At 71.8% G+C, this 20,505-nt stretch carries 22 protein-coding genes and 2 pseudogenes; 14 read left to right on the top strand and 10 right to left on the bottom strand.

The features are described from left to right. Nucleotides 1–75: 75 nt before the first annotated feature. Nucleotides 76–326: pseudogene (locus tag ACZ5VD_RS12445) on the bottom strand (FAD-dependent oxidoreductase); the annotation flags it as partial. Between the two features lie 294 nt (nt 327–620). On the opposite strand from ACZ5VD_RS12445, the gene ACZ5VD_RS12440 reads away from it, so the two are divergent. After that, complete coding sequence (locus tag ACZ5VD_RS12440) at nt 621–1,250, top strand: PadR family transcriptional regulator (RefSeq protein WP_468550008.1); 630 nt, start codon at nt 621–623, stop codon at nt 1,248–1,250. Between the two features lie 132 nt (nt 1,251–1,382). Here the strand turns inward: ACZ5VD_RS12440 and ACZ5VD_RS12435 are convergent, their stop codons facing one another. Both ACZ5VD_RS12435 and ACZ5VD_RS12430 read right to left on the bottom strand, forming a co-directional pair. Beyond that, complete coding sequence (locus tag ACZ5VD_RS12435) at nt 1,383–1,811, bottom strand: type II toxin-antitoxin system Rv0910 family toxin (RefSeq protein WP_468549947.1); 429 nt, start codon at nt 1,809–1,811, stop codon at nt 1,383–1,385. Between the two features lie 143 nt (nt 1,812–1,954). After that, entirely contained in the window at nt 1,955–2,143 is a 189-nt protein-coding gene (locus ACZ5VD_RS12430) for a hypothetical protein (protein WP_468549946.1), read from the bottom strand. Nucleotides 2,144–2,342: 199 nt separating this feature from the next. Between ACZ5VD_RS12430 and ACZ5VD_RS12425 the strand changes: the two genes are divergently transcribed. Continuing rightward, nucleotides 2,343–2,882, top strand: a complete 540-nt coding sequence (locus tag ACZ5VD_RS12425) for a Clp protease N-terminal domain-containing protein (RefSeq protein WP_468549945.1) — start codon at nt 2,343–2,345, stop codon at nt 2,880–2,882. Nucleotides 2,883–3,054: 172 nt separating this feature from the next. Continuing rightward, on the top strand, nt 3,055–4,059 hold the full coding sequence (locus ACZ5VD_RS12420; RefSeq protein WP_468682188.1) for an EamA family transporter: 1,005 nt from the start codon (nt 3,055–3,057) through the stop codon (nt 4,057–4,059). 419 nt (nt 4,060–4,478) lie between these two features. Here ACZ5VD_RS12420 and ACZ5VD_RS12415 read toward each other — a convergent pair whose 3' ends face one another. Next, a complete protein-coding gene (locus tag ACZ5VD_RS12415; RefSeq protein ID WP_468549943.1) occupies nt 4,479–5,111 on the bottom strand; it encodes an FMN-binding negative transcriptional regulator in 633 nt (210 codons plus the stop codon). After that, entirely contained in the window at nt 5,112–5,789 is a 678-nt protein-coding gene (locus ACZ5VD_RS12410) for a pyridoxamine 5'-phosphate oxidase family protein (protein WP_468682187.1), read from the bottom strand. It lies immediately after the preceding gene. Between the two features lie 35 nt (nt 5,790–5,824). Between ACZ5VD_RS12410 and ACZ5VD_RS12405 the strand changes: the two genes are divergently transcribed. Then, on the top strand, nt 5,825–7,156 hold the full coding sequence (locus ACZ5VD_RS12405; RefSeq protein WP_468549941.1) for an aminotransferase class I/II-fold pyridoxal phosphate-dependent enzyme: 1,332 nt from the start codon (nt 5,825–5,827) through the stop codon (nt 7,154–7,156). Between the two features lie 480 nt (nt 7,157–7,636). On the opposite strand, the pseudogene ACZ5VD_RS12400 reads toward ACZ5VD_RS12405, so the two are convergent. Further along, a pseudogene (locus tag ACZ5VD_RS12400) lies at nt 7,637–8,579 on the bottom strand (DMT family transporter); the annotation flags it as partial. A 74-nt stretch (nt 8,580–8,653) separates the two neighbouring features. On the opposite strand from ACZ5VD_RS12400, the gene ACZ5VD_RS12395 reads away from it, so the two are divergent. Next, nucleotides 8,654–9,556, top strand: a complete 903-nt coding sequence (locus tag ACZ5VD_RS12395; protein ID WP_468549940.1) for a LysR family transcriptional regulator — start codon at nt 8,654–8,656, stop codon at nt 9,554–9,556. Nucleotides 9,557–9,578: 22 nt separating this feature from the next. Here ACZ5VD_RS12395 and ACZ5VD_RS12390 read toward each other — a convergent pair whose 3' ends face one another. Then, nucleotides 9,579–10,046, bottom strand: coding sequence for a pyridoxamine 5'-phosphate oxidase family protein (locus ACZ5VD_RS12390; RefSeq protein WP_468549939.1), 468 nt, complete (start codon nt 10,044–10,046; stop codon nt 9,579–9,581). Between the two features lie 137 nt (nt 10,047–10,183). Here ACZ5VD_RS12390 and ACZ5VD_RS12385 point away from each other — a divergent pair, with 137 nt between their 5' ends. Beyond that, nucleotides 10,184–10,837 carry a cysteine hydrolase family protein gene (locus ACZ5VD_RS12385; RefSeq protein ID WP_468682186.1) on the top strand — a complete coding sequence of 218 codons (654 nt, stop codon included), beginning with the start codon at nt 10,184–10,186 and terminating at the stop codon, nt 10,835–10,837. Between the two features lie 4 nt (nt 10,838–10,841). On the opposite strand, the gene ACZ5VD_RS12380 is transcribed toward ACZ5VD_RS12385, so the two are convergent. Next, complete coding sequence (locus ACZ5VD_RS12380) at nt 10,842–11,249, bottom strand: Rieske (2Fe-2S) protein (protein ID WP_468549937.1); 408 nt, start codon at nt 11,247–11,249, stop codon at nt 10,842–10,844. Between the two features lie 95 nt (nt 11,250–11,344). Between ACZ5VD_RS12380 and ACZ5VD_RS12375 the strand changes: the two genes are divergently transcribed. The 7 genes from ACZ5VD_RS12375 to ACZ5VD_RS12345 all read left to right on the top strand — a co-directional run bounded on the left by ACZ5VD_RS12375 (nt 11,345) and on the right by ACZ5VD_RS12345 (nt 17,360). Continuing rightward, a complete protein-coding gene (locus ACZ5VD_RS12375) occupies nt 11,345–12,100 on the top strand; it encodes a HipA family kinase (protein ID WP_468549936.1) in 756 nt (251 codons plus the stop codon). Then, nucleotides 12,097–12,513, top strand: a complete 417-nt coding sequence (locus ACZ5VD_RS12370) for a DUF3037 domain-containing protein (RefSeq protein WP_468549935.1) — start codon at nt 12,097–12,099, stop codon at nt 12,511–12,513. Before ACZ5VD_RS12375 ends, ACZ5VD_RS12370 begins: the two co-directional genes overlap by 4 nt. Nucleotides 12,514–12,639: 126 nt before the next feature. Continuing rightward, entirely contained in the window at nt 12,640–13,401 is a 762-nt protein-coding gene (gene fabG, locus ACZ5VD_RS12365) for a 3-oxoacyl-ACP reductase FabG (protein ID WP_468549934.1), read from the top strand. Between the two features lie 12 nt (nt 13,402–13,413). Beyond that, complete coding sequence (locus tag ACZ5VD_RS12360; protein WP_468549933.1) at nt 13,414–14,181, top strand: SDR family oxidoreductase; 768 nt, start codon at nt 13,414–13,416, stop codon at nt 14,179–14,181. A 201-nt stretch (nt 14,182–14,382) separates the two neighbouring features. Beyond that, nucleotides 14,383–15,963, top strand: a complete 1,581-nt coding sequence (locus tag ACZ5VD_RS12355; RefSeq protein ID WP_468682185.1) for an ABC transporter substrate-binding protein — start codon at nt 14,383–14,385, stop codon at nt 15,961–15,963. Nucleotides 15,964–16,071: 108 nt separating this feature from the next. Further along, nucleotides 16,072–16,755, top strand: coding sequence for a uracil-DNA glycosylase (gene ung / locus ACZ5VD_RS12350; protein WP_468549931.1), 684 nt, complete (start codon nt 16,072–16,074; stop codon nt 16,753–16,755). Between the two features lie 110 nt (nt 16,756–16,865). Continuing rightward, nucleotides 16,866–17,360, top strand: a complete 495-nt coding sequence (locus tag ACZ5VD_RS12345; RefSeq protein WP_468682184.1) for a hypothetical protein — start codon at nt 16,866–16,868, stop codon at nt 17,358–17,360. A gap of 31 nt (nt 17,361–17,391) precedes the next feature. On the opposite strand, the gene ACZ5VD_RS12340 is transcribed toward ACZ5VD_RS12345, so the two are convergent. After that, entirely contained in the window at nt 17,392–17,877 is a 486-nt protein-coding gene (locus ACZ5VD_RS12340) for a hypothetical protein (RefSeq protein WP_468549929.1), read from the bottom strand. A gap of 228 nt (nt 17,878–18,105) precedes the next feature. Between ACZ5VD_RS12340 and ACZ5VD_RS12335 the strand changes: the two genes are divergently transcribed. Beyond that, a complete protein-coding gene (locus ACZ5VD_RS12335; RefSeq protein WP_468682183.1) occupies nt 18,106–19,011 on the top strand; it encodes a Gfo/Idh/MocA family protein in 906 nt (301 codons plus the stop codon). Here the strand turns inward: ACZ5VD_RS12335 and lnt are convergent. After that, nucleotides 18,935–20,488: an apolipoprotein N-acyltransferase gene (gene lnt / locus ACZ5VD_RS12330; RefSeq protein WP_468682182.1), complete on the bottom strand. Its 1,554-nt coding sequence runs from the start codon at nt 20,486–20,488 to the stop codon at nt 18,935–18,937. The genes ACZ5VD_RS12335 and lnt overlap by 77 nt on opposite strands. Between the last annotated feature and the right edge of the window lie 17 nt (nt 20,489–20,505).

Below are 20,505 nucleotides of genomic sequence, written 5' to 3'. Positions count from 1 at the left end.
CCACCCCCCAAGACATGCGATCGACAGGGGGAGAAAGTCATGCCAACTCCGAAGGCCGGGCGCCCCATTGCGGGGCTACCAAAAAGGTAATGGGGGGGGCATGGTGACGAGGTCACGCAGCATGGTGTCGCGTTGCTCCAGGGCTCGCACGGTGGTGGGGAAGAGCGTGGCCGCATCCTTGTCGACCAGTGCCTGGTTCAGGCCACGAACTCGCGAACGTCGCGTTCGTAGGCGGTGAAGGCCGCCGTGTGGTCCCGGTTCGTGGCAAGGGAGCCGACGAGCATGTAGGCGCCGACCAGCGTGAGGCTTAGCCCGCGCCCGCGAAGGCCGTGGCGACCAGGTCCCGCTGGGAGGGGTTACGGAGGGCGTCGAACGGCGGTTCCGGCGCGCGCGAGGAGACCGCCCCGCTCGTCCAATGGGTCAAGGCCCACTTGTCGCACCACAGGTTCGTGGCCGCCTACGGCTACGAGTTCTACGACGTCTTCTTCCCCGAGGAGGCCGAGCGGCTCCCGCCGGTGTGGGTGAGCGCCATGAACGTATCGGGACGCCTTGCCAGCCGAACAGTTCCGATATATCGTTGAGGCATCGCGACAGATCAACGATGGAGTGGAGTGATGGCGATGCGTTCCCACGGATTCGAACGTGGACATGGTGGTGGCGGCCGAGAGGGTGGCCGCGGCGGTCCCGGCGGCCGACGAGGTGCCTTCGGGCCCTTCGGGCCGGGTGGCCCCGGCGGCGGCCCCGGCTTCGGTGGTCCGGGCTTCGGGCCGGGCCCCTGGGGGCCCAGGGGTCGAGGCGGACCGCGGGGGAGGGCTCGGCGCGGTGATGTGCGCGCGTCGATCCTGGCCCTGCTGAAGGACCGGCCCATGCACGGGTACGAGATGATCCAGGAGATCGCCGAGCGCAGTGGCGGGGCGTGGAAGCCCAGCCCCGGCTCGGTGTACCCCACCCTCCAGATGCTGGAGGACGAGGGGCTGATCGTCAGTGAGTCGGAGGGCGGCAAGAAGCTGTTCGCGCTCACCGACGCGGGCCGCACCGCGGCCGACGAGGGCCCCGACGCGCCCTGGGAGGAAGCCTCCCGCGGCGTCGACTGGGAGGCCCTCGGAGAGATCCGTCAGGCCGGCTTCGGTCTGATGGAGGCCTTCGGGCAGGTCTGGAAGACCGGCAGCAAGGAACAGCGCGAGAAGGCGGTCGGCGTCATCAACGACGCCCGCAAGAAGCTGTATCTCATCCTCGCCGATGAGGACTGACGGCAGGACGGCAGTGAACGGGCGCCCCGTGGAGTGATCCGCGGGGCGCCTTCGCGTGGGTCGCCTCGGGTGGCCGTAGGGCGCACGGCCGGTGTGCTCGGGGGGTGCTCGGCCCGTGCGGTCCTACGGCGCTCAGCCCACCAGCCCGGCCAGCTTGCGCAGCGACTCGTTCAGCGCGGCCGTGCCCGAGTCCTTGAGCTTGCCCGCCATCAGGGAGACGGCGGCGCCGGTGAACTCGCCGTCGATGCGGACCGTCGTGGCGTCGCCGTCGGGCGTCAGGGTGTAGCGCGTGGCGACGTTCACGGCCATCGGGCCCTTGCCGCGGATCGCGAGCACCCGGGCGGGTTCCAGTTCCGCGATGGTCCACTCGACCTCGGCGGGGAACCCCATGAGCTTCATGTTCTCCTCGAACGTCCCGCCCACGGCGAGGGTCTCGGGGCCGCCCTTGGGGAAGTTGGTGTGAGTGGCGTTCCACTCGCCGTAACCGGACCAGTCGGTCAGCCGGCCCCAGACCTTCTCCGCGGGTGCCTCGATACGTGCCTCCGCGCTGATTTCCGCCATGCGGCCACCTCTTCGTGTCGGGCTACGGTGTCGCGGAACGTAGCCGCCGGGCCCGGAACATTCAATACTGATGACCCGTCAGGAATGTGCGGAGCGAAGCCACTGAGCCGGTCCGCCCATTCGATCCGCTCGGTCGGTCGGCCTCAGCCGACCCGCTGTATCACCGCCGCGTCGAACAGGTCCCACGCGCGCGGGAGCCTGCTCTCGTCGTGACAGTGCCACGCCTCCCAGAACAGGTCGGCGAGCAGTGCGTCCTCCGGGGCGTAGACCCGGTACACGTACTGGTTGCCGTCCACGGCCGGCAGCGCGACCAGCCAGTACCTGCTCTCCATGTCCCTGTGGGACGAACACCGCGATGTGCCCGGTTGCATTCGGGGCGCACGGCAGGGCGGCGTGCGCCTCTCGGGGGAAGGGGTCGTGATCTCATCCGTAAGGAGGAGATCACGTCCTCCGGGGTCCGCTTTCCGTGGGACACCAAGATGCTTCCTCTCGCGGATGCCAAGAGAAGGCGGGACTGATGGGGTAGAGGGTGTGCAACCCCGTATCCCCCGGCAGTCGGCCGAAGAGCCCGGCGGCAGGCCCCCGGTCCCCGTGGACAACGATGCCAGGCTCAGCGCCGAGTTGGCAGCGGCGGTCACCGGCGCCCGTCGGCGGGCGGTGCGGGACGGGGACCGGCAGATCGACACGGCCCATCTGTTGCACTCGCTCCTGGAGGGCGATGTCGAGGTGCGGGACGTCTTCGACACCGAACCGCAGTTCGCCCGGCTCCTCGGCTATCTCGTGCAGCGCAGCATCGGCTATGGACTGCGCTGGCAGGGCAGCGTCGAGGACTCCGGCGCGGTGCCGGTCGTGACCGACGCCGAGGGCTTCTCGCCGCTGGCCGCGGGGGCGATGGAGGACGCCTGGGCGCGCGCCGCCCGACGTGGCGACGGCCAGGCCCGGGGCATCGACCTGCTCGCGGCGATCGTCGTGGACCCGCAGGCGCGGGCCGTGGAGGTGCTCGGCCGCGCGGGTATCGACGCGGGGGAGTTGTTCGCCCGGATCGACCGGCGCCTACAGGGAAGCGTCTGAGAAACACCTGACGAGCACCCGACGAGCACCCGAGCCCCGAGCCCCGAGCCCCGAGGGTCGTCTGAGGAGTACCCGAGGGTCACCTGAAGTGCATGTGGCGGGGGAGTGCGGCGGTCCAACCGCTGAGACAGGTGTCAACAGGGGTGACGCTCCTGTCATCGCCTGTCATCATGTGCCGGTGCATACCTCTCAGAGCAGTCAGGGCAACCGTGGACGCGGCGTCGGGCTCGGTCTCGCGCTCGGGTCCGCGCTCGCCTTCGGCGGATCCGGGGTCGCGGCCAAGCCGCTGATCGAGGCGGGCCTCGACCCGCTCCACGTGGTGTGGCTGCGGGTGGCGGGCGCGGCCCTGGTGATGTTGCCGGTCGCCGTACGGCACCGTGCGCTGCTGCGTCGCCGTCCCGCGCTGCTCGCCGGGTTCGGACTGCTCGCCGTGGCAGGCGTCCAGGCCTGCTACTTCGCCGCGATCTCCCGGATACCCGTCGGCGTCGCGCTGCTCGTCGAGTACCTCGCACCGGCTCTCGTGCTCGGCTGGGTGCGGTTCGTGCAGCGGCGGCCGGTGACCCGGGCCGCCGCCCTCGGCGTGGTCCTCGCGGTCGGCGGACTCGCCTGCGTCGTCGAGGTCTGGTCGGGCCTGAGCTTCGACGCCCTCGGTCTGCTCCTCGCGCTCGGCGCCGCCTGCTGCCAGGTCGGCTACTTCGTCCTGGCCGACCAGGGCAGCGACTCCGGCACCGAGGCTCCCGACCCGCTCGGGGTCATCGCGTACGGCCTCCTCGTCGGCACCGTCGTCCTGACGGTCGTGGCCCGCCCCTGGACCATGGACTGGTCGCTCCTGGCCCGGAACGCGGACATGGACGGCACGCCGGTCGCCGCCGGTCTGCTGCTCGGCTGGATCGTGCTCGTCGCCACGGTCCTCGCCTACGTCACCGGGGTCGTCTCGGTACGGCGGCTCTCCCCGCAGGTCGCCGGTGTCGTGGCCTGCCTCGAAGCGGTCATCGCCACCGTCCTCGCCTGGGTGCTGCTCGGCGAGCGCCTCTCGGCACCGCAGATCATCGGCGGCGGGGTCGTCCTGGTCGGCGCGTTCATCGCCCAGTCGTCGGCGCCCGCCAAGGGATCCCCGGCGCCGGTGGCGAGCGGCGGCACGGAAAGGGAGTTGTCGGCGCGCGGAACCGCGACCTAGGCACCCGATCATGCACAGTCATCGCCTCGTTCTTCCGCCGTCGGCCGCCTGAGGCGGGCCATCCGGTGAGCAGGGGCGTGCTGAACCGCCCCTGAAGCCCGGCAGCCTGCCGGGCGGATCGGTGCTGCCCGCAGAAGAAGTCCGTGGCCCCCGCCGAGCGGGCGTCCTGTCCCGAACTTCGGCGCCCTCGTGCGCATCTGCGGAGAGAACGCGTGTCGCATACTGCTTCCGGCCTGACCATCGGGCGAGGCCTTCTCCGTCTGATCGTCGCCGGCGTCGCCCGGGGCACAGCCGGCCGGGCGGCCTCACCGGCCTGCCGGGCCGGCGACATCGGGCCCGTCGCCCTGTCCCTCTGGCGCTGCGCGGCCGGCCTCGCGCTGCTGCTCGCCCCGCCTGCCTCGCACGTCTCGGCCCGCGCCTCACGCCCGGCGCCGGTCCAGCAACCGCGCGCGGGCCGCCGCGTCGCGTGGGCCGCTCCGGTCCGCGAGTCCGGCCGCGATCCGGTCCCGGACCTCCGCGGGCCGGTGGCCCGCGTACTTGAACTTCGCCCGTACGGCGACCACGTCGAGCCGCAGCCCGCGGATCCCGGACAGCAGCCTCCCGTACGGCGCCTCGCCCACCGCCGCCTGTGCGGAGCCGCCCTCCGGCTGGAAGTGGCCGACCTGCCGGTTGAGCAGCGCGGCCTTCTCGGCCGGGTCGTCCACCACATGGGCCGTGCAACGGAGTTGGACCGCCGCGTACAGGCTGGTCGGCGTACCGTGCTCGGGCGGGACGTCCGGGGGCGCCTGCCAGGGGCCGGGGACGTACACATAGTCGTCGACCACGCTCAACAGGACCTCCGGGTTCGCCTCCAGGGCGGGCCACAGGGGGTTCGGTCGGGCCAGGTGGGTGAGGGCCTCGCCGCGCTCGGCGTCGTAGGCGAAGTGCAGGGGCTGGACGTACGGCGGCTCGCCCGCGGGGCCGTTGACGGCCAGCTGGCCGAAGTCGTGGGCGGCCAGCCACCGTTGCCAGGTGGCGTCGTCGCGGGGCGCGTCCCAGGGGTGGATCAGCATCTACAGGACCGCCAGGTAGTCCGGGAGTTCGGTGCCGGGAGCGAGGCCGGGGTCGGCGATGGGGGTCGCATACCCCTTGCGCAGTGGGACGACGCCGGCCCAGTGCGCCAGGGCGAGGTCCTCGGGCTCGTCGTTGACACCGCCGGTACGGAGCTTGGCGGAGACCTCGTCCAGATCGAGGCGGATCACGGCGGTGGCGGCCAGCTCCTTCCGGTTCGCCGGCCGGGAGTCGAGGGCGCGGCCCGGGACGACATGGTCGACGAGCGCGTCGAGGGCGGCCCGCTTCTCGTCGGGGTCCCTCACGTCGCGGGCCACGCCGTGCACCACCACGGACCGGTAGTTGATCGAGTGGTGGAAGGCCGAACGGGCCAGGATCAGCGCGTCGACGTGGGTGACCGTCAGGCACACCGGCAGACCTGGGTCGGCCTGGCCCGTCATCCGCAGCGGGCGCGAGCCCGTCGAGCCGTGCACATAGAGCCGGTCCCCGACCCGGCCGTACAGCGTGGGCAGCACGACCGGCGTGCCGTCGCGGACGAAGCCGAGATGGCAGACGTAGCCCTCGTCGAGTATCGAGTGCACCAGGTCCTTGTCGTAGGAGGCCCGGTTCGGCGAGCGCGTGGGGACGGTGCGGTCGGTGGGGGTGTAAGCGGCCGTTGCCGTCTGCGGGGTCCCCTGCATGGCGCTCTCCATTGCACTAGTGCATACTTGGCTTTGTGCTAGGAGATTACCGGATTACGGGTCGGCGTGCAGCGGAGATTTCGGCGAGCATCGAGCAGGCGGTGGGCGTCGGCGCGCTGGCACCCGGGCAACTGCTGCCTCCGATGCGGGAGTTGGCGCTCGACCTGGGGGTGAATCCCAATACGGTCGCGGCCGCCTATCGCACCCTGCGTGAACGCGGGGTCATCGAGACCGCCGGGCGACGGGGCAGCCGGGTACGGCCCAAGCCCGCCACCACCGGACGCGAACACATCCGCGTGGATGTGCCCGAGGGGGTGCGTGACGTGTCGGACGGGAACCCCGACCCGGCACTGCTGCCCTCGCTGGCCCAGGCGTTCGCGGCAGCCGCCGAGCAGAGCGACCGACAGCCGGTCATGTACGGACAGGCCCCCGTCGAACCGGAGTTGGCACGGCTCGCGCGGGCCGGCCTCGACGCCGACGGGGTGCCGGACGGGCCGCTGGCCGTCGTGTCCGGGTCGCTGGACGCCATCGAGCGCGTCCTCGCGGTCCACCTCAAACCGGGGGACACCGTCGCCGTCGAGGACCCCGGGTGGGGCAGCCTGCTCGATCTGGTCCCGGCCCTCGGCCTGCGCACCACCGCGGTCGGCGTCGACGACGAGGGGCCGCTCCCGGACGACGTACGGCACGCCCTGGAATCCGGTGCCCGCGCCCTGATCGTCACCGACCGGGCGCAGAACCCGACCGGCGCCGCGGTGAGCGCCCCCCGCGCGCGCGGCCTGCGGTCCGTGCTCCGCGCCCACCCGGAGACCCTGCTGATCGAGGACGACCACGGCCACGGCATCGTCGACCTGCCCCTGCACCCCCTGGCGGGCGTCACCCGTAACTGGGCCTTCGTGCGCTCGGCCGCCAAGGCCCACGGCCCCGACCTGCGCCTGGGCGTACTCACCGGCGACACCGTCACCGTCGACCGGGTGCGCGGACGCCAGCGCCTGGGTCCCGGCTGGGTCAGCCGCATCACCCAGGGCGCCGTCCTGCGCCTGTGGGCCGACGGCGCGCTGGACACCCCGGCGGTCGCCGCCGCCTACCGGGAACGCCGGGACCTGCTGATCGACGCACTGGCCGACCGCGGTGTCCCGGCCCACGGCCGCTCCGGTCTGAACGTCTGGGTCCCGGTACCCGACGAGACCGGAGCCGTCGCCCGCCTCCTTCACGCCGGCTGGGCCGTCGCCCCCGGCGCCCGCTTCCGCCTGACCGCCCGACCCGGCATCCGCATCACGGTCTCGACCCTCACCGAGCCGGAGACGGGCCCGCTCGCGGACGCCATCGCCTCCGCCGTCGGGCCGGCTCCGGTGCGGAGTTATGTGTAGGACGGACCGGTAGTCGTGAGGGGGACCCTGGTCGCCGGGGCGAGGGCGTGGGCCGGGTGCCGGTGTGGAGTCCGCACCGGTTGCGCCCCGGCTTCCGCCGGGGCCGCGACTGCGGTGTGGCTCACCCCTCCGCGACGGCCGCGGGCGTGGACGGGGATCCGTGTGCCGGTACGACCGCGGAGTCGGCGCCGGGTGAGGCCGAGGCCGCGGACCCACGGCCAGGTGTGTGTCCCGGCCGGGCTCCGGCGTCGGCTCCGGCCCCGGTCCCGGCTCCGGTCCCGGTCCCGGCTTCGGCCCGGGCCCCGGTCCCGGCCTGGGCGTCGGCTCCGGTCCTGGCCCCGGCGTCGGCTGCGGCCCCGGTCCGGACCTCGGTGTCGGTCACGGACCCGGAGTCGGCTCCCGTGCGGGTCCCGACTCCGGGCACGATCCTGACCTCGGTCCCACCCTTCTCCCCCACCCCCGCCACGCCGTCACGCCGCTGGGGCCTCGCCTGGGTCAGTGCCGCTCCCGCCAGGACGATCGCCGCGCCGAGCGGTGTCGACCAGGTGAGGGGTTCGCCGAGGATGGCGACGCCCGCGGCGGTGGCGATGACCGGGATGAAGTAGGTGACCATCTGGGCGGTGGTGGGGCCGACCTCGGAGACCAGGCCGTACTGGAGGAGGAGGGCGAGGCCGGTGCCGAGGGTGCCGAGGGCGGCGACGGCCAGCAGGGGAGTGAGGGCGAAGCGGGTCGGAAGAGTGGTGAAGACAGGGGTGACGACGGCCAGTTGGAGCGTGGCGAGCAGGAGTTGGGCCCCGGTCATCGACAGGTTCGAGTGGCCGGTGCCGGCCAGGGTGCGGCGGATGTAGATCCACCCGATCGGATAGCTGAGCGAGGCCAGCAGGGCCATCGCCGTGCCCGAGGCGTCCAGGCCGTGGAAGCCCTGCCAGGCGCCGAGAACCGTCAGGACCCCGAGGAAGCCCAGGCCGAGACCCGCGACCCTGATCCGGGTCGGCCGGTCCTCGGAGAGGGCGACCAGCGACAGGGCCATGCCCCACAGCGGCGAGGTCGCGTTGCAGATGCCGGCGAGCGTGGAGGGGATCGTCAGTTCGGCGTAGGCGAAGAGGGAGAACGGCAGCGCGTTCACGAAGAACGCGGCCACCGTCAGATGGGCCCAGGTCCGCGCACCGCGCGGCAGCCGTTCCCGCCGCACGGCCATCGTGGCGGCGAGCACCGCCGTACCGAAGGCCAGGCGGCCGAGGGCGACCTGGAAGGGGGCGTAGCCCTCGGTGCCCACCTTGATGAGCAGGAAGCTGAAGCCCCAGATCAGCGACAGGACGCCGAAGCGCAGCCGCCAGTCGAGGGTGCGGCGGGGACGGGAGGCGGAGGCGGGCGAGGCCGTTCCCCGGGCAGGGGGTGTCGTGGTGGCGGTGACGGTGCTCATGAAAGCAACGATGCTGCGCCCGACCTCGTAGCACAATCGAGATTTGGCACCCGGTATCTCGTAGAATCACTTACATGTTGAACCTGGAGCGCCTGCGCACCCTCGACGCCCTCGCACGGCACGGCTCGGTCAGCGGGGCGGCCGAGGGGCTGCACATCACGACGTCGGCCGTCTCGCAGCAGATGTCCAAGCTGGAGCGAGAGGTCGGGCAGCAGCTCCTCGCCAAGAACGGGCGGGGGGTGCGGCTCACGGACGCGGGACGGCTGCTCGCCGAGCACGCGGCGCGCATCCTGTCGCAGGTCGAGCTCGCCCAGTCCGACCTGGAGGCCCAGCGCGGACAGGTCGTCGGCGAGCTCAGACTCTCCGCGTTCCCGACCGCCGCGCGCGGCCTGTTCCCCACCGCGCTCTCCGCCCTGCGCGTACGGCATCCGGCCCTGCGGCTGCGATCCTGCGAGCTGGAGCCCGAGACCGGCATCGCCGGAGTGATCCGCGGCGACCTCGACCTCGCGGTCGTCCTCGACTGGTACAACAAACCGATGCCGCTCCCCGACGGCCTGGTCAAGGCGCACATCCTGGACGACCCCGCGGACGTGGCACTGCCCGCCGCGCACCCCCTCGCCGGCCGTGCCGAGGTGGACCTCGCCGAGTTCGCCGAGGACGAGTGGATCACCTGGGCCGAGGGCGAGTTCTGCCACGAGTGGCTGATGTTCACGCTCCGCTCGAAGGGCATCGAGCCGATCGTCGGCCACCGCGCCGCCGAGACCCATACCCAACTCGGCCTGGTCGCGGCGGGGTTGGGTGTCTGTATCGCGCCGGTGATGGGTCGGCGGCCGATGCCCGCGGGGGTCGTCACCGTTCCGCTGAAGCAGCGGGTGCGGCGGCATGTGTACGTCGTCTGGCGGGCGGACGCCGACCGCCGCCCGTCCATCCGGGCGGCGGTCAAGGCGCTCAAGTCGGCAGCCGAGCAGCTCGGTTGAGAGCCGGAGGCGCTGTCCTCGGCTACGGCGACCCGAGCTTCCGGAAGTCCCAGGACACGATCTTCTCCGGTGTCAGCCGGATCCACGCGTGCCGCCCGTCGTGCGGCATCTCGTCCAGCCGGAAGTTCTTGCGGGCGAACAGGGTCTCGGGCAGGTCGAGTTCGGCGCGCAGCTCCCCGGTGCGCGGGGCCTCGCCCACGAACTCCACGGTGCCGGACAGCTCGACGCCGCGCAGCTCGTCGTACTCCTCGCCGGTGTCCACCACGATCGCGACCCGCTGATCGCGCCGCAGATCCGTCCACCGCTTGCTGCGCACCACCGAGTAGAGCCATATCGACGTGCCGTCCCAGGCGAACCAGAGCGTGCTCACATGCGGGGCGCCGGCCGCGGACACGGTGGCGACCCGGCAGGTGCGCTGGCTGGTGAGGAACTCGTCCAGCTCGCCGGGCGTCATCATGATCTTCCGGCCTCGGCGCTGGGTAACGGTCATGCGGCCCCCTTCTTTCTCTCACGTCGTGTCAGAGGAGATCCTCTGACATCACGTCAGAAAAGGATGGGTCGTCTTCCGTCCTCGCGCAATGGTGGCTACTCTCACCCGCTCCGGACCGTCGGCGACAAGGGGGAACCATGGCGTCGTACGACCGGCTCGGCGAGCTGATCGACCCCACGACCACCGTGCTGCTCACCGTCGAGTGCCAGCAGGGTGTCGTCGGACCGGACGGCGCGTTGCCCGAACTCGCCGAGGAGGCCCGCTCGTCGGGGGCGCTCGCCCACGTCGCCCGGCTGGTCGCCGCCGCCCACGAGGCCGGTGTCCAGGTGATCCACGCCCTCGCCGAACGCCGCCCCGACGGCCGCGGCGCCAACCGCAACGCCCGCCTCTTCCGCGCCGCGGAACGGCTGCCCGTCCAACAGCTGACCGGCACCGCCGCGGTCCGCCTGGCGGCGCCGATCGAGGTCACCGAGGAGGACTTCGTCGTACGACGGCTGCACGGGCTGTCCCCGATCCAGGGCACCGACGTGGACGCCCTGCTGCGCAACCTCGGCTGCCGGACGCTGATCGTCGCCGGGGTCTCGGCCAATGTGGCGATCCCCAACGCCGTGTTCGACGCCGTGAACCGCGGCTACACCGTCGTCGTGCCGACGGACGCCATCGCGGGGGTGCCCTCCGACTACGCCCCCGCGATGATCCGTCACACGCTCGCCCTGGTCGCCACGCTCGCGACCACCGACGAGGTGCTGTCCTGCGTACGGCGGCGGCCCCGCCCCGGCGGACGCGCCTGACGGCTCACGCGAGTTCGATGGAGTCCCCGCTCACGGTGATCTTCGCGGCCGGCAGCGCCTGGGTCGCCGGCCCCTTCTTCACACTGCCGTCCGTGACGGAGAACTCGCTGTTGTGGCACGGGCACGTGATGACCCCGTTGGCCACGCCCGTCACCGCGCAGCCCTGATGGGTGCATTTGGAGGAGAACGCCTTGAAGGTGCCCGCCGACGGCTGGGTGACCACGACCCCCTGCTCCTTGTAGATCTTGCCGCCGCCCTCCGGGATGTCCGACGTCTTCCCGAGAGCGCTGTCGGCCGGACTGTCCTCGGATCCGCAGGAGCTCAGCGCGAGGGAGAAGCCCGCCGCGCCGACCGCCGCCACGACGGTTCGACGGGAGGGTGCCCCCACGGGCGGAAACGGTTCGCTGGTCATCCTGACGTCCCTTCCACGGATGCCTCGTGATCTGTACACAGGTACGGCCTGGGGGCGGAGGCCGTTCAGGGCCCGCGGAGATCTAATCTGGGGCGATGCTCAAGGAAGTCATCGCGACCCGCTACATCACGCCCCTGCGTGAGGGCGGCTCGCTGCCGGGCCTCGTCGAGGCCGACGACCGCGGAACGTACGTCATGAAGTTCACCGGCGCCGGACAGGGCCGCAAGACGCTGGTCGCCGAGGTCGTGTGCGGGGAACTCGCCCGGCGCCTGGGATTCAGGGTGCCGCGCCTGGTGACGATCGACCTCGACCCGGTGCTGGGCCTCGGCGAACCCGACCCGCAGGTGCAGGAACTGCTCCGGACCAGCGGCGGCACCAACCTCGGCATGGACTTTCTCTCCGGCGCCCTCGGTTTCGACCCGCTCGCCTTCACGGTGAGTCCCGAGGAGGCCGGGCGGATCGTCTGGTTCGACGCACTGGTGAACAACGTCGACCGGTCCTGGCGCAACCCCAACCTGCTGATGTGGCAGGGCGAGCCGTGGCTCATCGACCACGGCGCGACCATGATCTGGCACCACAACTGGCCTGGCGCCGAGGCCTCGGCGGCCCGCCCGTACGACGCCTGCGAGCACACGCTCGCGTCCTTCGCGCCGGACGTCGCGACCGCCGCCGCCGAGCTGGCACCGCGGGTCACCGAGGAACTCCTCGCCGAGGTCACCGCCGAGATCCCGGACGCCTGGCTGGCGGGCGAGCCGGGCTTCGACGATCCCGACGCCCTCCGGCACGCCTACGCGGCGCCCCTCCTGGCGCGCGCCGCCGTCATCCACGAGCGCGTCAAGGGGGACCAGTGAGCGACCGCCACATCATCCGGCCCAGCGAGGCCAACGACCGGGACGTCTTCGAGTACGCCCTGCTGCGCGTCGTCCCCCGCATCGAGCGCGGCGAGTGCGTCAACGCCGGGGTGCTCGTCTACTGCAGGGCCCGGTCGTACGTCGGTGCGCGTACGCACCTCGACGAGGCGCGGCTGCTCGCCCTGGACCCGGACGCGGACGTGACCGGTGTGCGGGCCGCCCTGCGTGCCGTCGAGGGAGTCTGCGCGGGCGGGGAAGCCGCCGGTCAGGCCGCCGGTGACGACGCCGGCCGGCGCTTTCGCTGGCTGATCGCGCCGCGTTCGACGGTCCTCCAGCCGGGCCCGGTGCACACCGGGCTCACCCATGATCCGGTGGCCGAGACGCAGCGGTTGCTCGACCTGCTGGTCAGGTAATGGATCACACCCGTCACCTGTGGCGTTGACACCGGGTGCCAGGCCTTCTAGCGTCACGTGTGCTGAAGGTACTAAGCGGTCGCTCACCTGAATGGGCGTCCTTCTCAAGGGCGAGGAGAACCAGCAATGTCCACCACTGAGCAGCGGGTCGCCGTGGTCACCGGCGGAGCGCGCGGCATCGGTGCCGCCACCGCCGTACGGCTGGCCGCCGAGGGTCGCGCGGTCGCCGTCATCGACCTCGACGAGGCCGCCTGCAAGGACACCGTCGAGAAGATCACCGCGGCGGGCGGCAAGGCCGTCGCGGTCGGCGCGGACGTCTCCGACGAGACCCAGGTCGAGGCGGCGATCGCGCGCGTGGTCGCCGAACTCGGCGCCCCGACCATCCTCGTCAACAACGCGGGCGTGCTCCGCGACAACCTGCTCTTCAAGATGAGCGTCTCCGACTGGGACACCGTCCTGAACGTGCACCTGCGCGGCTCCTTCCTGATGACCAAGGCCGTCCAGAAGCACATGGTGGACGCCGGGTTCGGCCGGGTCGTCAACCTCTCCTCGTCCTCCGCCCTCGGCAACCGCGGCCAGGCCAACTACTCCGCCGCCAAGGCCGGTCTGCAGGGCTTCACCAAGACCCTCGCCATCGAGCTCGGCAAGTTCGGCATCACCGCCAACGCCGTCGCGCCCGGCTTCATCGCCACCGACATGACCGCCGCGACCGCCGCCCGGGTCGGCATGGGCTTCGAGGAGTTCAAGGCCGCGGCGGCCACCCAGATCCCGGTGGCCCGCGTCGGTGAGCCCGACGACATCGCCAACGCCATCGCCTTCTTCACGAACGAGGCCGCCGGCTTCGTCTCCGGCCAGGTGCTGTACGTCGCCGGCGGACCGCTCGACTAGGGGATCAGGAACATGACTTCGGTGGAACTCCCCGAGCCTTCGGGCAAGGTCGCGCTCATCACGGGCGCCAGCCGTGGCATCGGCTACGGCGTCGCCGAGGCGCTCGTCGCGCGCGGCGACCGCGTCTGCATCACCGGGCGCAACGAGGACGCCCTCAAGGAGGCCGTCGAGCAGCTCGGCGCCGACCGGGTCATCGGCGTCGCCGGCAAGGCACACGACGAGGCGCACCAGGCCGTCGCCGTCGAGCGCACCATGGAGGCCTTCGGCCGTGTCGACTTCCTGGTCAACAACGCCGGTACGAACCCGGTGTTCGGACCTATCGCCGACCTCGACCTGAACGTGGCCCGCAAGGTGTTCGAGACCAACGTGGTCTCGGCGCTCGGTTTCGCACAGCGGACCTGGCACGCCTGGCAGAAGGACAACGGCGGGGCGATCGTCAACATCGCCTCCGTCGCGGGCGTCTCCGCCTCGCCCTTCATCGGCGCCTACGGCATCAGCAAGGCCGCGATGATCAACCTGACCCTCCAGCTGGCGCACGAGTACGCGCCGGGGGTGCGGGTCAACGCCATCGCCCCGGCCGTCGTCAAGACCAAGTTCGCGCAGGCCCTCTACGAGGGCCGGGAGGCGGAGGCGGCCGCGGCCTACCCGCTGGGCCGGCTCGGCGTGCCCTCCGACATCGGCGGCACCGCCGCGTTCCTCACCTCGGACCAGTCCGACTGGATCACCGGCCAGACGCTCGTCGTCGACGGCGGCATCTTCCTGAACGCCGGCGTGGGCTGAACCCCGCAGGCTTCGGCCACCCCTCGACACGGGCGCTGGTTGACGAAAACGGCGCCCGTGTCGGCGTGTCGGAGGCCCACGGACGGATGACAACGTCGTCATGCGAAATCGATCAACCGGTCGATTCAAGGGAGGTTCAGCGGGCGGAGTGCTGCGGTAGGGTCTGCCGACCCTTGGTACGGCATTTCGAGGAGCAAGCGCGTGTTCATCCGGAACCGGTACCTGCCGCCACTCGCGGCCCTCGCGTCCCTGTCCATGGTGGCCGGATGTGGCGTGTTCTCCTCGGACGACTCCGGAGACGAGAACGCGGTCGTCGTGGGCACGACCAGCGCTCCGGCCACGCTGGATCCCGCGGCCTCCTGGGACAACTCCTGGGAGCTTTTCCGCAACGTGTACCAGACCCTCCTGAACTACACTCCCGGCGCGGCCGAGCCCGAGCCCGACGCCGCCGAGAGCTGCGCGTTCACGGACAAGTCGAGCACCGTGTACAGCTGCACGCTCCGTAAGGACCTGAAGTTCTCCAACGGGCACACGCTGGACGCCCAGGCCGTCAAGCACTCGTTCGACCGGATCAAGAAGATCAACGTCAACGGCGGGCCCGCGGGTCTGCTGGGGACGCTCTCCCGGGTCCAGGTGAAGGGCGACCGCGAGGTCGTCTTCCAGCTCAGCCAGCCCGACGCGACCTTCCCCTTCGTGCTGACCACCCCCGCCATGTCGGTCGTGGACCCCGAGGAGTACCCGGCGAACGCGCTCCGCAAGGACGGCAGGATCAGCGGCTCGGGGCCCTACAGCCTCGCTTCCTTCGACGAGGGCAAGGAGGCCGAGCTGGTCCGCAACGACAACTACAAAGGCATAGCGGACCGCAAGAACAACGCCGTCACCATCCGCTACTTCCAGCAGTCGGACGAGATGGTCAAGGCCCTCAAGGACAAGGAGATCGCGGTCATCTACCGCGGTCTCGGCGCCTCGGACACCGTGGACATCGAGGACAACCAGCAGGAGGAGGGGCTCCAGCTCGTCGCGAACCCCACCACCGAGATCAGCTACCTGGTGTTCAACCCGAGTGACCCGTGGTCCGCGAAGCCCGCGGTCCGCAAGGCGGTCGCCCAGGTCATCGACCGCCCGGCGCTCGCGCACAACATCTACAAGGACACCGTCGAGCCGCTCTACTCCATGATCCCGAGGGGGCTGGTGGGCCACACCACGGGCTTCTTCGACGACTACGGTGCCCCCAGCGTGTCCAAGGCCAAGCGGATCCTCGCGGACGACGGCATCACCGAGCGCGTCCCGATGACGCTCTGGTACACCAGCGACCGCTACGGCTCGACCACCAAGCCCGCCTTCGAGGAGCTGAAGCGGCAGCTGGAGGCCTCCGACCTGTTCACGGTCACCCTCAAGAGCCGCCCCTGGAAGACGTACGTGGCGGGATACCAGAAGGGCGAGTACCCGGTGTTCGGGCGCGGCTGGTTCCCCGACTTCAACGACGCCGACAACTTCATCGCGCCCTTCGTGGGCGAGCAGAACGCACTCGGCACCCCGTACGAAACACCCGAGATCACCGACACCCTGCTGCCTGCGTCCCGCGCGGAGAGCGACCGCGGGGCCGTGGCCGAACAGTTCGAGGACGCCCAGCAGATCCTCGTGGACGACGCGCGGCTGCTGCCCCTGTGGCAGGGCAAGCAGTACGTCGCCGCGAACGAGGAGATCGCCGGTCTGGAGAAGGTCATCGACCCGGCGACGATGATGGTGATGTGGGAGCTGTACTGGAAGACCAGCTGGTAGAGGTCCGGTCGTGCGGTCCGCGGGGCCCACTGTCAGTGCTCGCCTGTAGGTTCTGTGGCCTGGACGTGAGCGCACGTCGCAGTGACCGCACACCGTAAGGAAGTTGACGTGACCGACATCGCCATGCTGCCCGAGTCCTGGCGCGGGGTCCTGGGCGACGAGCTGCAACAGCCCTACTTCAAGGAGCTGACGGAGTTCGTCGAGGAGGAGCGCGCCCAGGGTCCCGTCTACCCTCCGCGCGAGGAGGTCTTCGCCGCGCTCGACGCGACACCGTACGACCAGGTGAAGGTCCTCGTCCTCGGCCAGGACCCGTACCACGGCGAGGGACAGGGCCACGGCCTGTGCTTCTCGGTCCGCCCCGGTGTGAAGACCCCGCCCTCGCTGCGCAACATCTACAAGGAGATGAAGGCGGAGCTCGGCCTGGAGATCCCGGACAACGGCTATCTGATGCCGTGGGCCCGGCAGGGCGTCCTGCTGCTCAACGCGGTCCTCACCGTCCGGGGCGGCGAGGCCAACTCGCACAAGGGCCGCGGCTGGGAGAAGTTCACCGACGCGGTGATCCGCGCGGTCGCCGAGCGCCCCGACCCGGCGGTCTTCGTGCTGTGGGGCAACTACGCGCAGAAGAAGCTCCCCCTGATCGACGAGACCCGCCACGTGGTGGTCAAGGGCGCCCACCCCTCCCCGTTGTCGGCCAAGAAGTTCTTCGGCTCCAGCCCCTTCACGCAGATCAACGAGGCGGTCGCCGCGCAGGGCCACCAGCCCGTCGACTGGACCGTCCCGAACCTGGGCTGACCACCGCCGGGCCGGTTCCCCGCCGAGCCGGCCCGGTGCCGCCTGACCGGGATTGCCGGTGGCGGCGGTTAGCGTCGGCGGGGACAGTCGGCGAGGGTGCGGAGGACGCGGTGGCGGAGCGACAGGGGCAGGCGGCCGTGGACCCCGTGATGACGCGGATCGGACAGGTCGTGATGCTGCATCACGCGGGGGACCGCGAGGAGGCCAGGCAGCGGTTCGCGGGGCTGTGGGCGGAGATCGGTGAGGACGGCGACCCGTTGCACCGCTGCACGCTGGCCCACTACATGGCCGACGCGCAGGACGACCCGTTCGACGAACTCGCCTGGGACCTCAGAGCGCTGACGGCCGCCGAAGAGCTGACGGACGACCGGCTGCGCGAGCACGAGGGCGCGCTCGCGGTGCGCGCCCTGTACCCGTCGCTGCATCTGAACCTCGCCGCCGACTATGTGAAGCTCGGCCGCACCGAGGTGGCCCGCACCCATCTGCGCCGGGCGCGCAGAGCGTCCGACGTGCTGGGCGACGACAGTTACGGGGACGGGGTGCGGGCGGCCATCAACCGGCTGGGGCTGCGACTCGGCGAGGGCGACTCCTCCTCCGCCCGCTGACGGGGGTCACCGCCGGTCCGTCTCCTCGTGCTCAACGCCCGTAGGTCCGGTCGCAGATCATCGACTCCGGGCTGTCCGCCTGCCAGCCCCCGTACCGCTTGCCGAGGGCACAGACGTCCCGCGCGTCCTTGGGGATCGACCCGGCCACGTCGGGGATCTCCACACGCGGCTGCCGGGCCTCGGGACGGCGGGGTTCGGGCCGCACCGGGGGCGCCGGGGGACGGGAGCGCGGGGGCTGGCGGCGCGTCTGCGGCGGCGCCGAGCGAGCAGCCGTACCGGCGTGCGACGCGGTCGATGTCGGATCCGGGCTGCCGGACGGGCCGATCATCGCCAGGGCCTCGCGGGCCGGTGCCTGCACGATCTGCGGCCGGTCCGGGCCGTCCGGCCGGGGCGCCGAGGGCTGCGACGGCGGAGCCGGCGGGCCGGACACGGGCGGACGCTGGACCGTCACACAGCCGGCGAGGGCCGAGACAGCCACGGTGACCAGGAGCGTTGCGGTGGTCGTCGTTCGATGCACCCGCGCAACTCTGCTGGGTCGGACGGCCTTTGGACAGCGGACAAGCACAGGATGCCCCGCACGGGTGACGTCCGTCCCCGGACGGCGGGCTCCGATCCACCACGGATGACGCCGGCCGGCACGCCTCCCGGTCTCCCCGCACGCCGTCGAGACGTTCACGGAGCGGGCCGGCGTGGCCGCCGTATGCTTCCGGCATGACCCCGGCAGGCAACCGCTGAAGGAGACCCCGTGAAGGTCGGCTGCATCGGACTCGGTGACATCGCGCAGAAGGCCTATCTGCCGGTGCTCGGCGGCCGGCCGGGAGTCGAGCTGCATCTGCAGACCCGGACCCCCGCGACGCTGGCCCGGGTCGCCGACGGGCTGCACCTTCCCGAAGGGCAGCGGCACGCGGATCTGGACTCGCTGCTCGGCCAGGACCTCGACGCCGCCTTCGTGCACGCGCCGACCGCCGTGCACCCCGAGATCGTGACGCGCCTCGTCGAGGCGGGCGTACCGACGTATGTCGACAAGCCGCTGGCCTACGAACTCGCCGACTCCGTGCGGCTGGTGGAGCTCGCCGAGGAGCGGGGCGTCACTCTGGCCGTCGGCTTCAACCGGCGCTACGCACCCGGGTACGCGCAGTGCGCCGAGCACCCGCGCGAGCTGATCCTGATGCAGAAGAACCGTGTCGGGCTCCCGGAGGAACCGCGCGCGATGATCCTCGACGACTTCATCCACGTCGTGGACACCCTGCGCTTCCTGGTGCCCGGCCCGGTCGACGACGTGACCGTGCGCGCCCGCACGGAGAACGGCCTGCTGCACCACGTCGTCCTGCAACTCGCCGGGGACGGGTTCACCGCGCTCGGCGTGATGAACCGGCTCAGCGGCTCGGCCGAGGAGATCCTGGAGGTGTCCGGACAGGACACCAAGCGTCAGGTGCTCAACCTCGCCGAGGTCGTCGACCACAAGGGTCAGCCGACCGTGCGGCGGCGCGGCGACTGGGTGCCGGTGGCCCGGCAGCGCGGCATCGAACAGGTGGCGGGCGCCTTCCTGGACGCCGTGCGCGCGGGCAAGGTGCTCAGCGCCCGGGACGCGCTGGCGACTCACGAACTGTGCGAGCGGGTGGTACGCGCGGTTCAGGAGAGGCCCGCCTGATCCGCAGCGTCCGGACGCCCTGCGTGACCCCCCACGCCGCGAGGACCAGCAGCGCCGCGTGCACCGGCCAGTCGCCGAGGCGGACGTACGGTGTGCCGCCGTCGCTCAGCGGAACGTCGTACACCGTGCTCGCGCTCGTGTCGGTGCCGAGCCACGGGCCGACGCGCCGCCCGCTCGCGTCGTAGACCGCGGACACGCCCGTCAGGGTCGCGTGGACCATCGGGCGGCCGGTCTCGGCGGCGCGCAGCGCGGCCAGCGAGGCGTGCTGCTCGGGGGCCCAGCTGCGCTGGAACGACGAGGTCGAGGACTGGCCCACGAGCACGTCGGCGCCGTCCTCGGTGAGATGCCGGGTCATGTCGGGGAAGGCGGTCTCGAAGCACACCAACGGGCCGATCCGCAGCCCCTTCCCGGCGTTCATCACCACCTGCCGGGACCCCTGCCTGCGGTCCTCGCCCGCCGCCTTGCCGACGGAGGTCGCCCAGCCGAGCAGCGAACGCGCCGGGACGTACTCGCCGAAGGGGACGAGCCGCATCTTGTCGTAGCGGTCCCCGGTGAGGCCGTGGGGGCCGACCAGGACGGAACTCTTGTAGATGCCGGGCCGGTCGGAGCGCCGGGCGTCCACGTTGACCAGGATGTCGGCGCCCGTACGGCGGGACAGTGCGGCGATCCGGGCCGCGAGGTCGGGCCGGTCCCCGAGGTCGTGGCCGACGCTGCTCTCACCCCAGACGATCAGGTCGACGTCCTGTCCGGCCAGCTCGCGCGTGAGCTGTTCCTCCCGCGCGAAGCGCCGGTCGGGGCCGTCGACGACCCCCGCCTGGACGACCGCGATCCTGGCCCGCCCCTCGACCTCGGGACGCGGCGACCACACCCAGGCCGCCGAGGTGGCCGCCGCCGCGGCGACCAGCCCGGCGAGGGCCGGCACCCGGGACTCGCGGACCGTGATCAGCACCGCGACCGCGACGTTCACGGCCACCACCAGGAAGCTGAGCAGCCACACCCCGCCCACCGAGGCCAGCCGCAGCGCCGGCTCCACCTGCCACTGGCTCGCGCCGAGCACCCCCCAGGGCCCGCCGAGGCCCTGCCAGGAACGGACGAGTTCGACCGCCAGCCAGCCCGAGGGCACCACGAGCAGTGCGGCGGCGGACGGCGTTCCCGTCAGGCAGCGGCGCACCAGCGCGCCCCACGGTGCCCACAGCGCGCCCAGCAGCGCGGCGATGACGAACGTGAACACATGCAGGCTCGGCAGCAGCCAGTGGTGCATCGCCAGCATGAAGCCGAACCCGCCGCACCAGCCGTCGTACGCCGCCCGCCGCCCGGTCGGAGCCGAGCGCACCAGCACGAGCCAGGGGACGAGGGCGACGTAGGCGAACCACCACAGGGACGGGGCGGGAAAGGCGAGCACGGGCAGGGCGCCCGCCGCCACGGCGACGGCCGAGCGCCGCCACGGAGAGGCGAGCCAGTGGCCCGACGACTTCATACGGCGCCTCCAACCCT

Source organism: Streptomyces sp. NPDC032822, assembly GCF_055578825.1.
Note: the sequence above shows the minus strand (reverse complement) of the source record. Positions and strands in the feature narration are given on the sequence as shown.

What these genes read in the sequence shown, in the direction of transcription:
- ACZ5VD_RS12360 (WP_468549933.1), top strand. Translation starts at nt 13,414, where the DNA reads ATGACTTCGGTGGAACTCCCCGAGCCTTCGGGCAAGGTCGCGCTCATC.
- lnt (WP_468682182.1), bottom strand. Translation starts at nt 20,488, where the DNA reads ATGAAGTCGTCGGGCCACTGGCTCGCCTCTCCGTGGCGGCGCTCGGCC.
- fabG (WP_468549934.1), top strand. Translation starts at nt 12,640, where the DNA reads ATGTCCACCACTGAGCAGCGGGTCGCCGTGGTCACCGGCGGAGCGCGC.
- ACZ5VD_RS12410 (WP_468682187.1), bottom strand. Translation starts at nt 5,789, where the DNA reads ATGCAGGGGACCCCGCAGACGGCAACGGCCGCTTACACCCCCACCGAC.
- ACZ5VD_RS12435 (WP_468549947.1), bottom strand. Translation starts at nt 1,811, where the DNA reads ATGGCGGAAATCAGCGCGGAGGCACGTATCGAGGCACCCGCGGAGAAG.
- ACZ5VD_RS12395 (WP_468549940.1), top strand. Translation starts at nt 8,654, where the DNA reads ATGTTGAACCTGGAGCGCCTGCGCACCCTCGACGCCCTCGCACGGCAC.
- ACZ5VD_RS12430 (WP_468549946.1), bottom strand. Translation starts at nt 2,143, where the DNA reads ATGGAGAGCAGGTACTGGCTGGTCGCGCTGCCGGCCGTGGACGGCAAC.
- ACZ5VD_RS12380 (WP_468549937.1), bottom strand. Translation starts at nt 11,249, where the DNA reads ATGACCAGCGAACCGTTTCCGCCCGTGGGGGCACCCTCCCGTCGAACC.
- ACZ5VD_RS12440 (WP_468550008.1), top strand. Translation starts at nt 621, where the DNA reads ATGCGTTCCCACGGATTCGAACGTGGACATGGTGGTGGCGGCCGAGAG.
- ACZ5VD_RS12385 (WP_468682186.1), top strand. Translation starts at nt 10,184, where the DNA reads ATGGCGTCGTACGACCGGCTCGGCGAGCTGATCGACCCCACGACCACC.
- ACZ5VD_RS12375 (WP_468549936.1), top strand. Translation starts at nt 11,345, where the DNA reads ATGCTCAAGGAAGTCATCGCGACCCGCTACATCACGCCCCTGCGTGAG.
- ACZ5VD_RS12390 (WP_468549939.1), bottom strand. Translation starts at nt 10,046, where the DNA reads ATGACCGTTACCCAGCGCCGAGGCCGGAAGATCATGATGACGCCCGGC.
- ACZ5VD_RS12415 (WP_468549943.1), bottom strand. Translation starts at nt 5,111, where the DNA reads ATGCTGATCCACCCCTGGGACGCGCCCCGCGACGACGCCACCTGGCAA.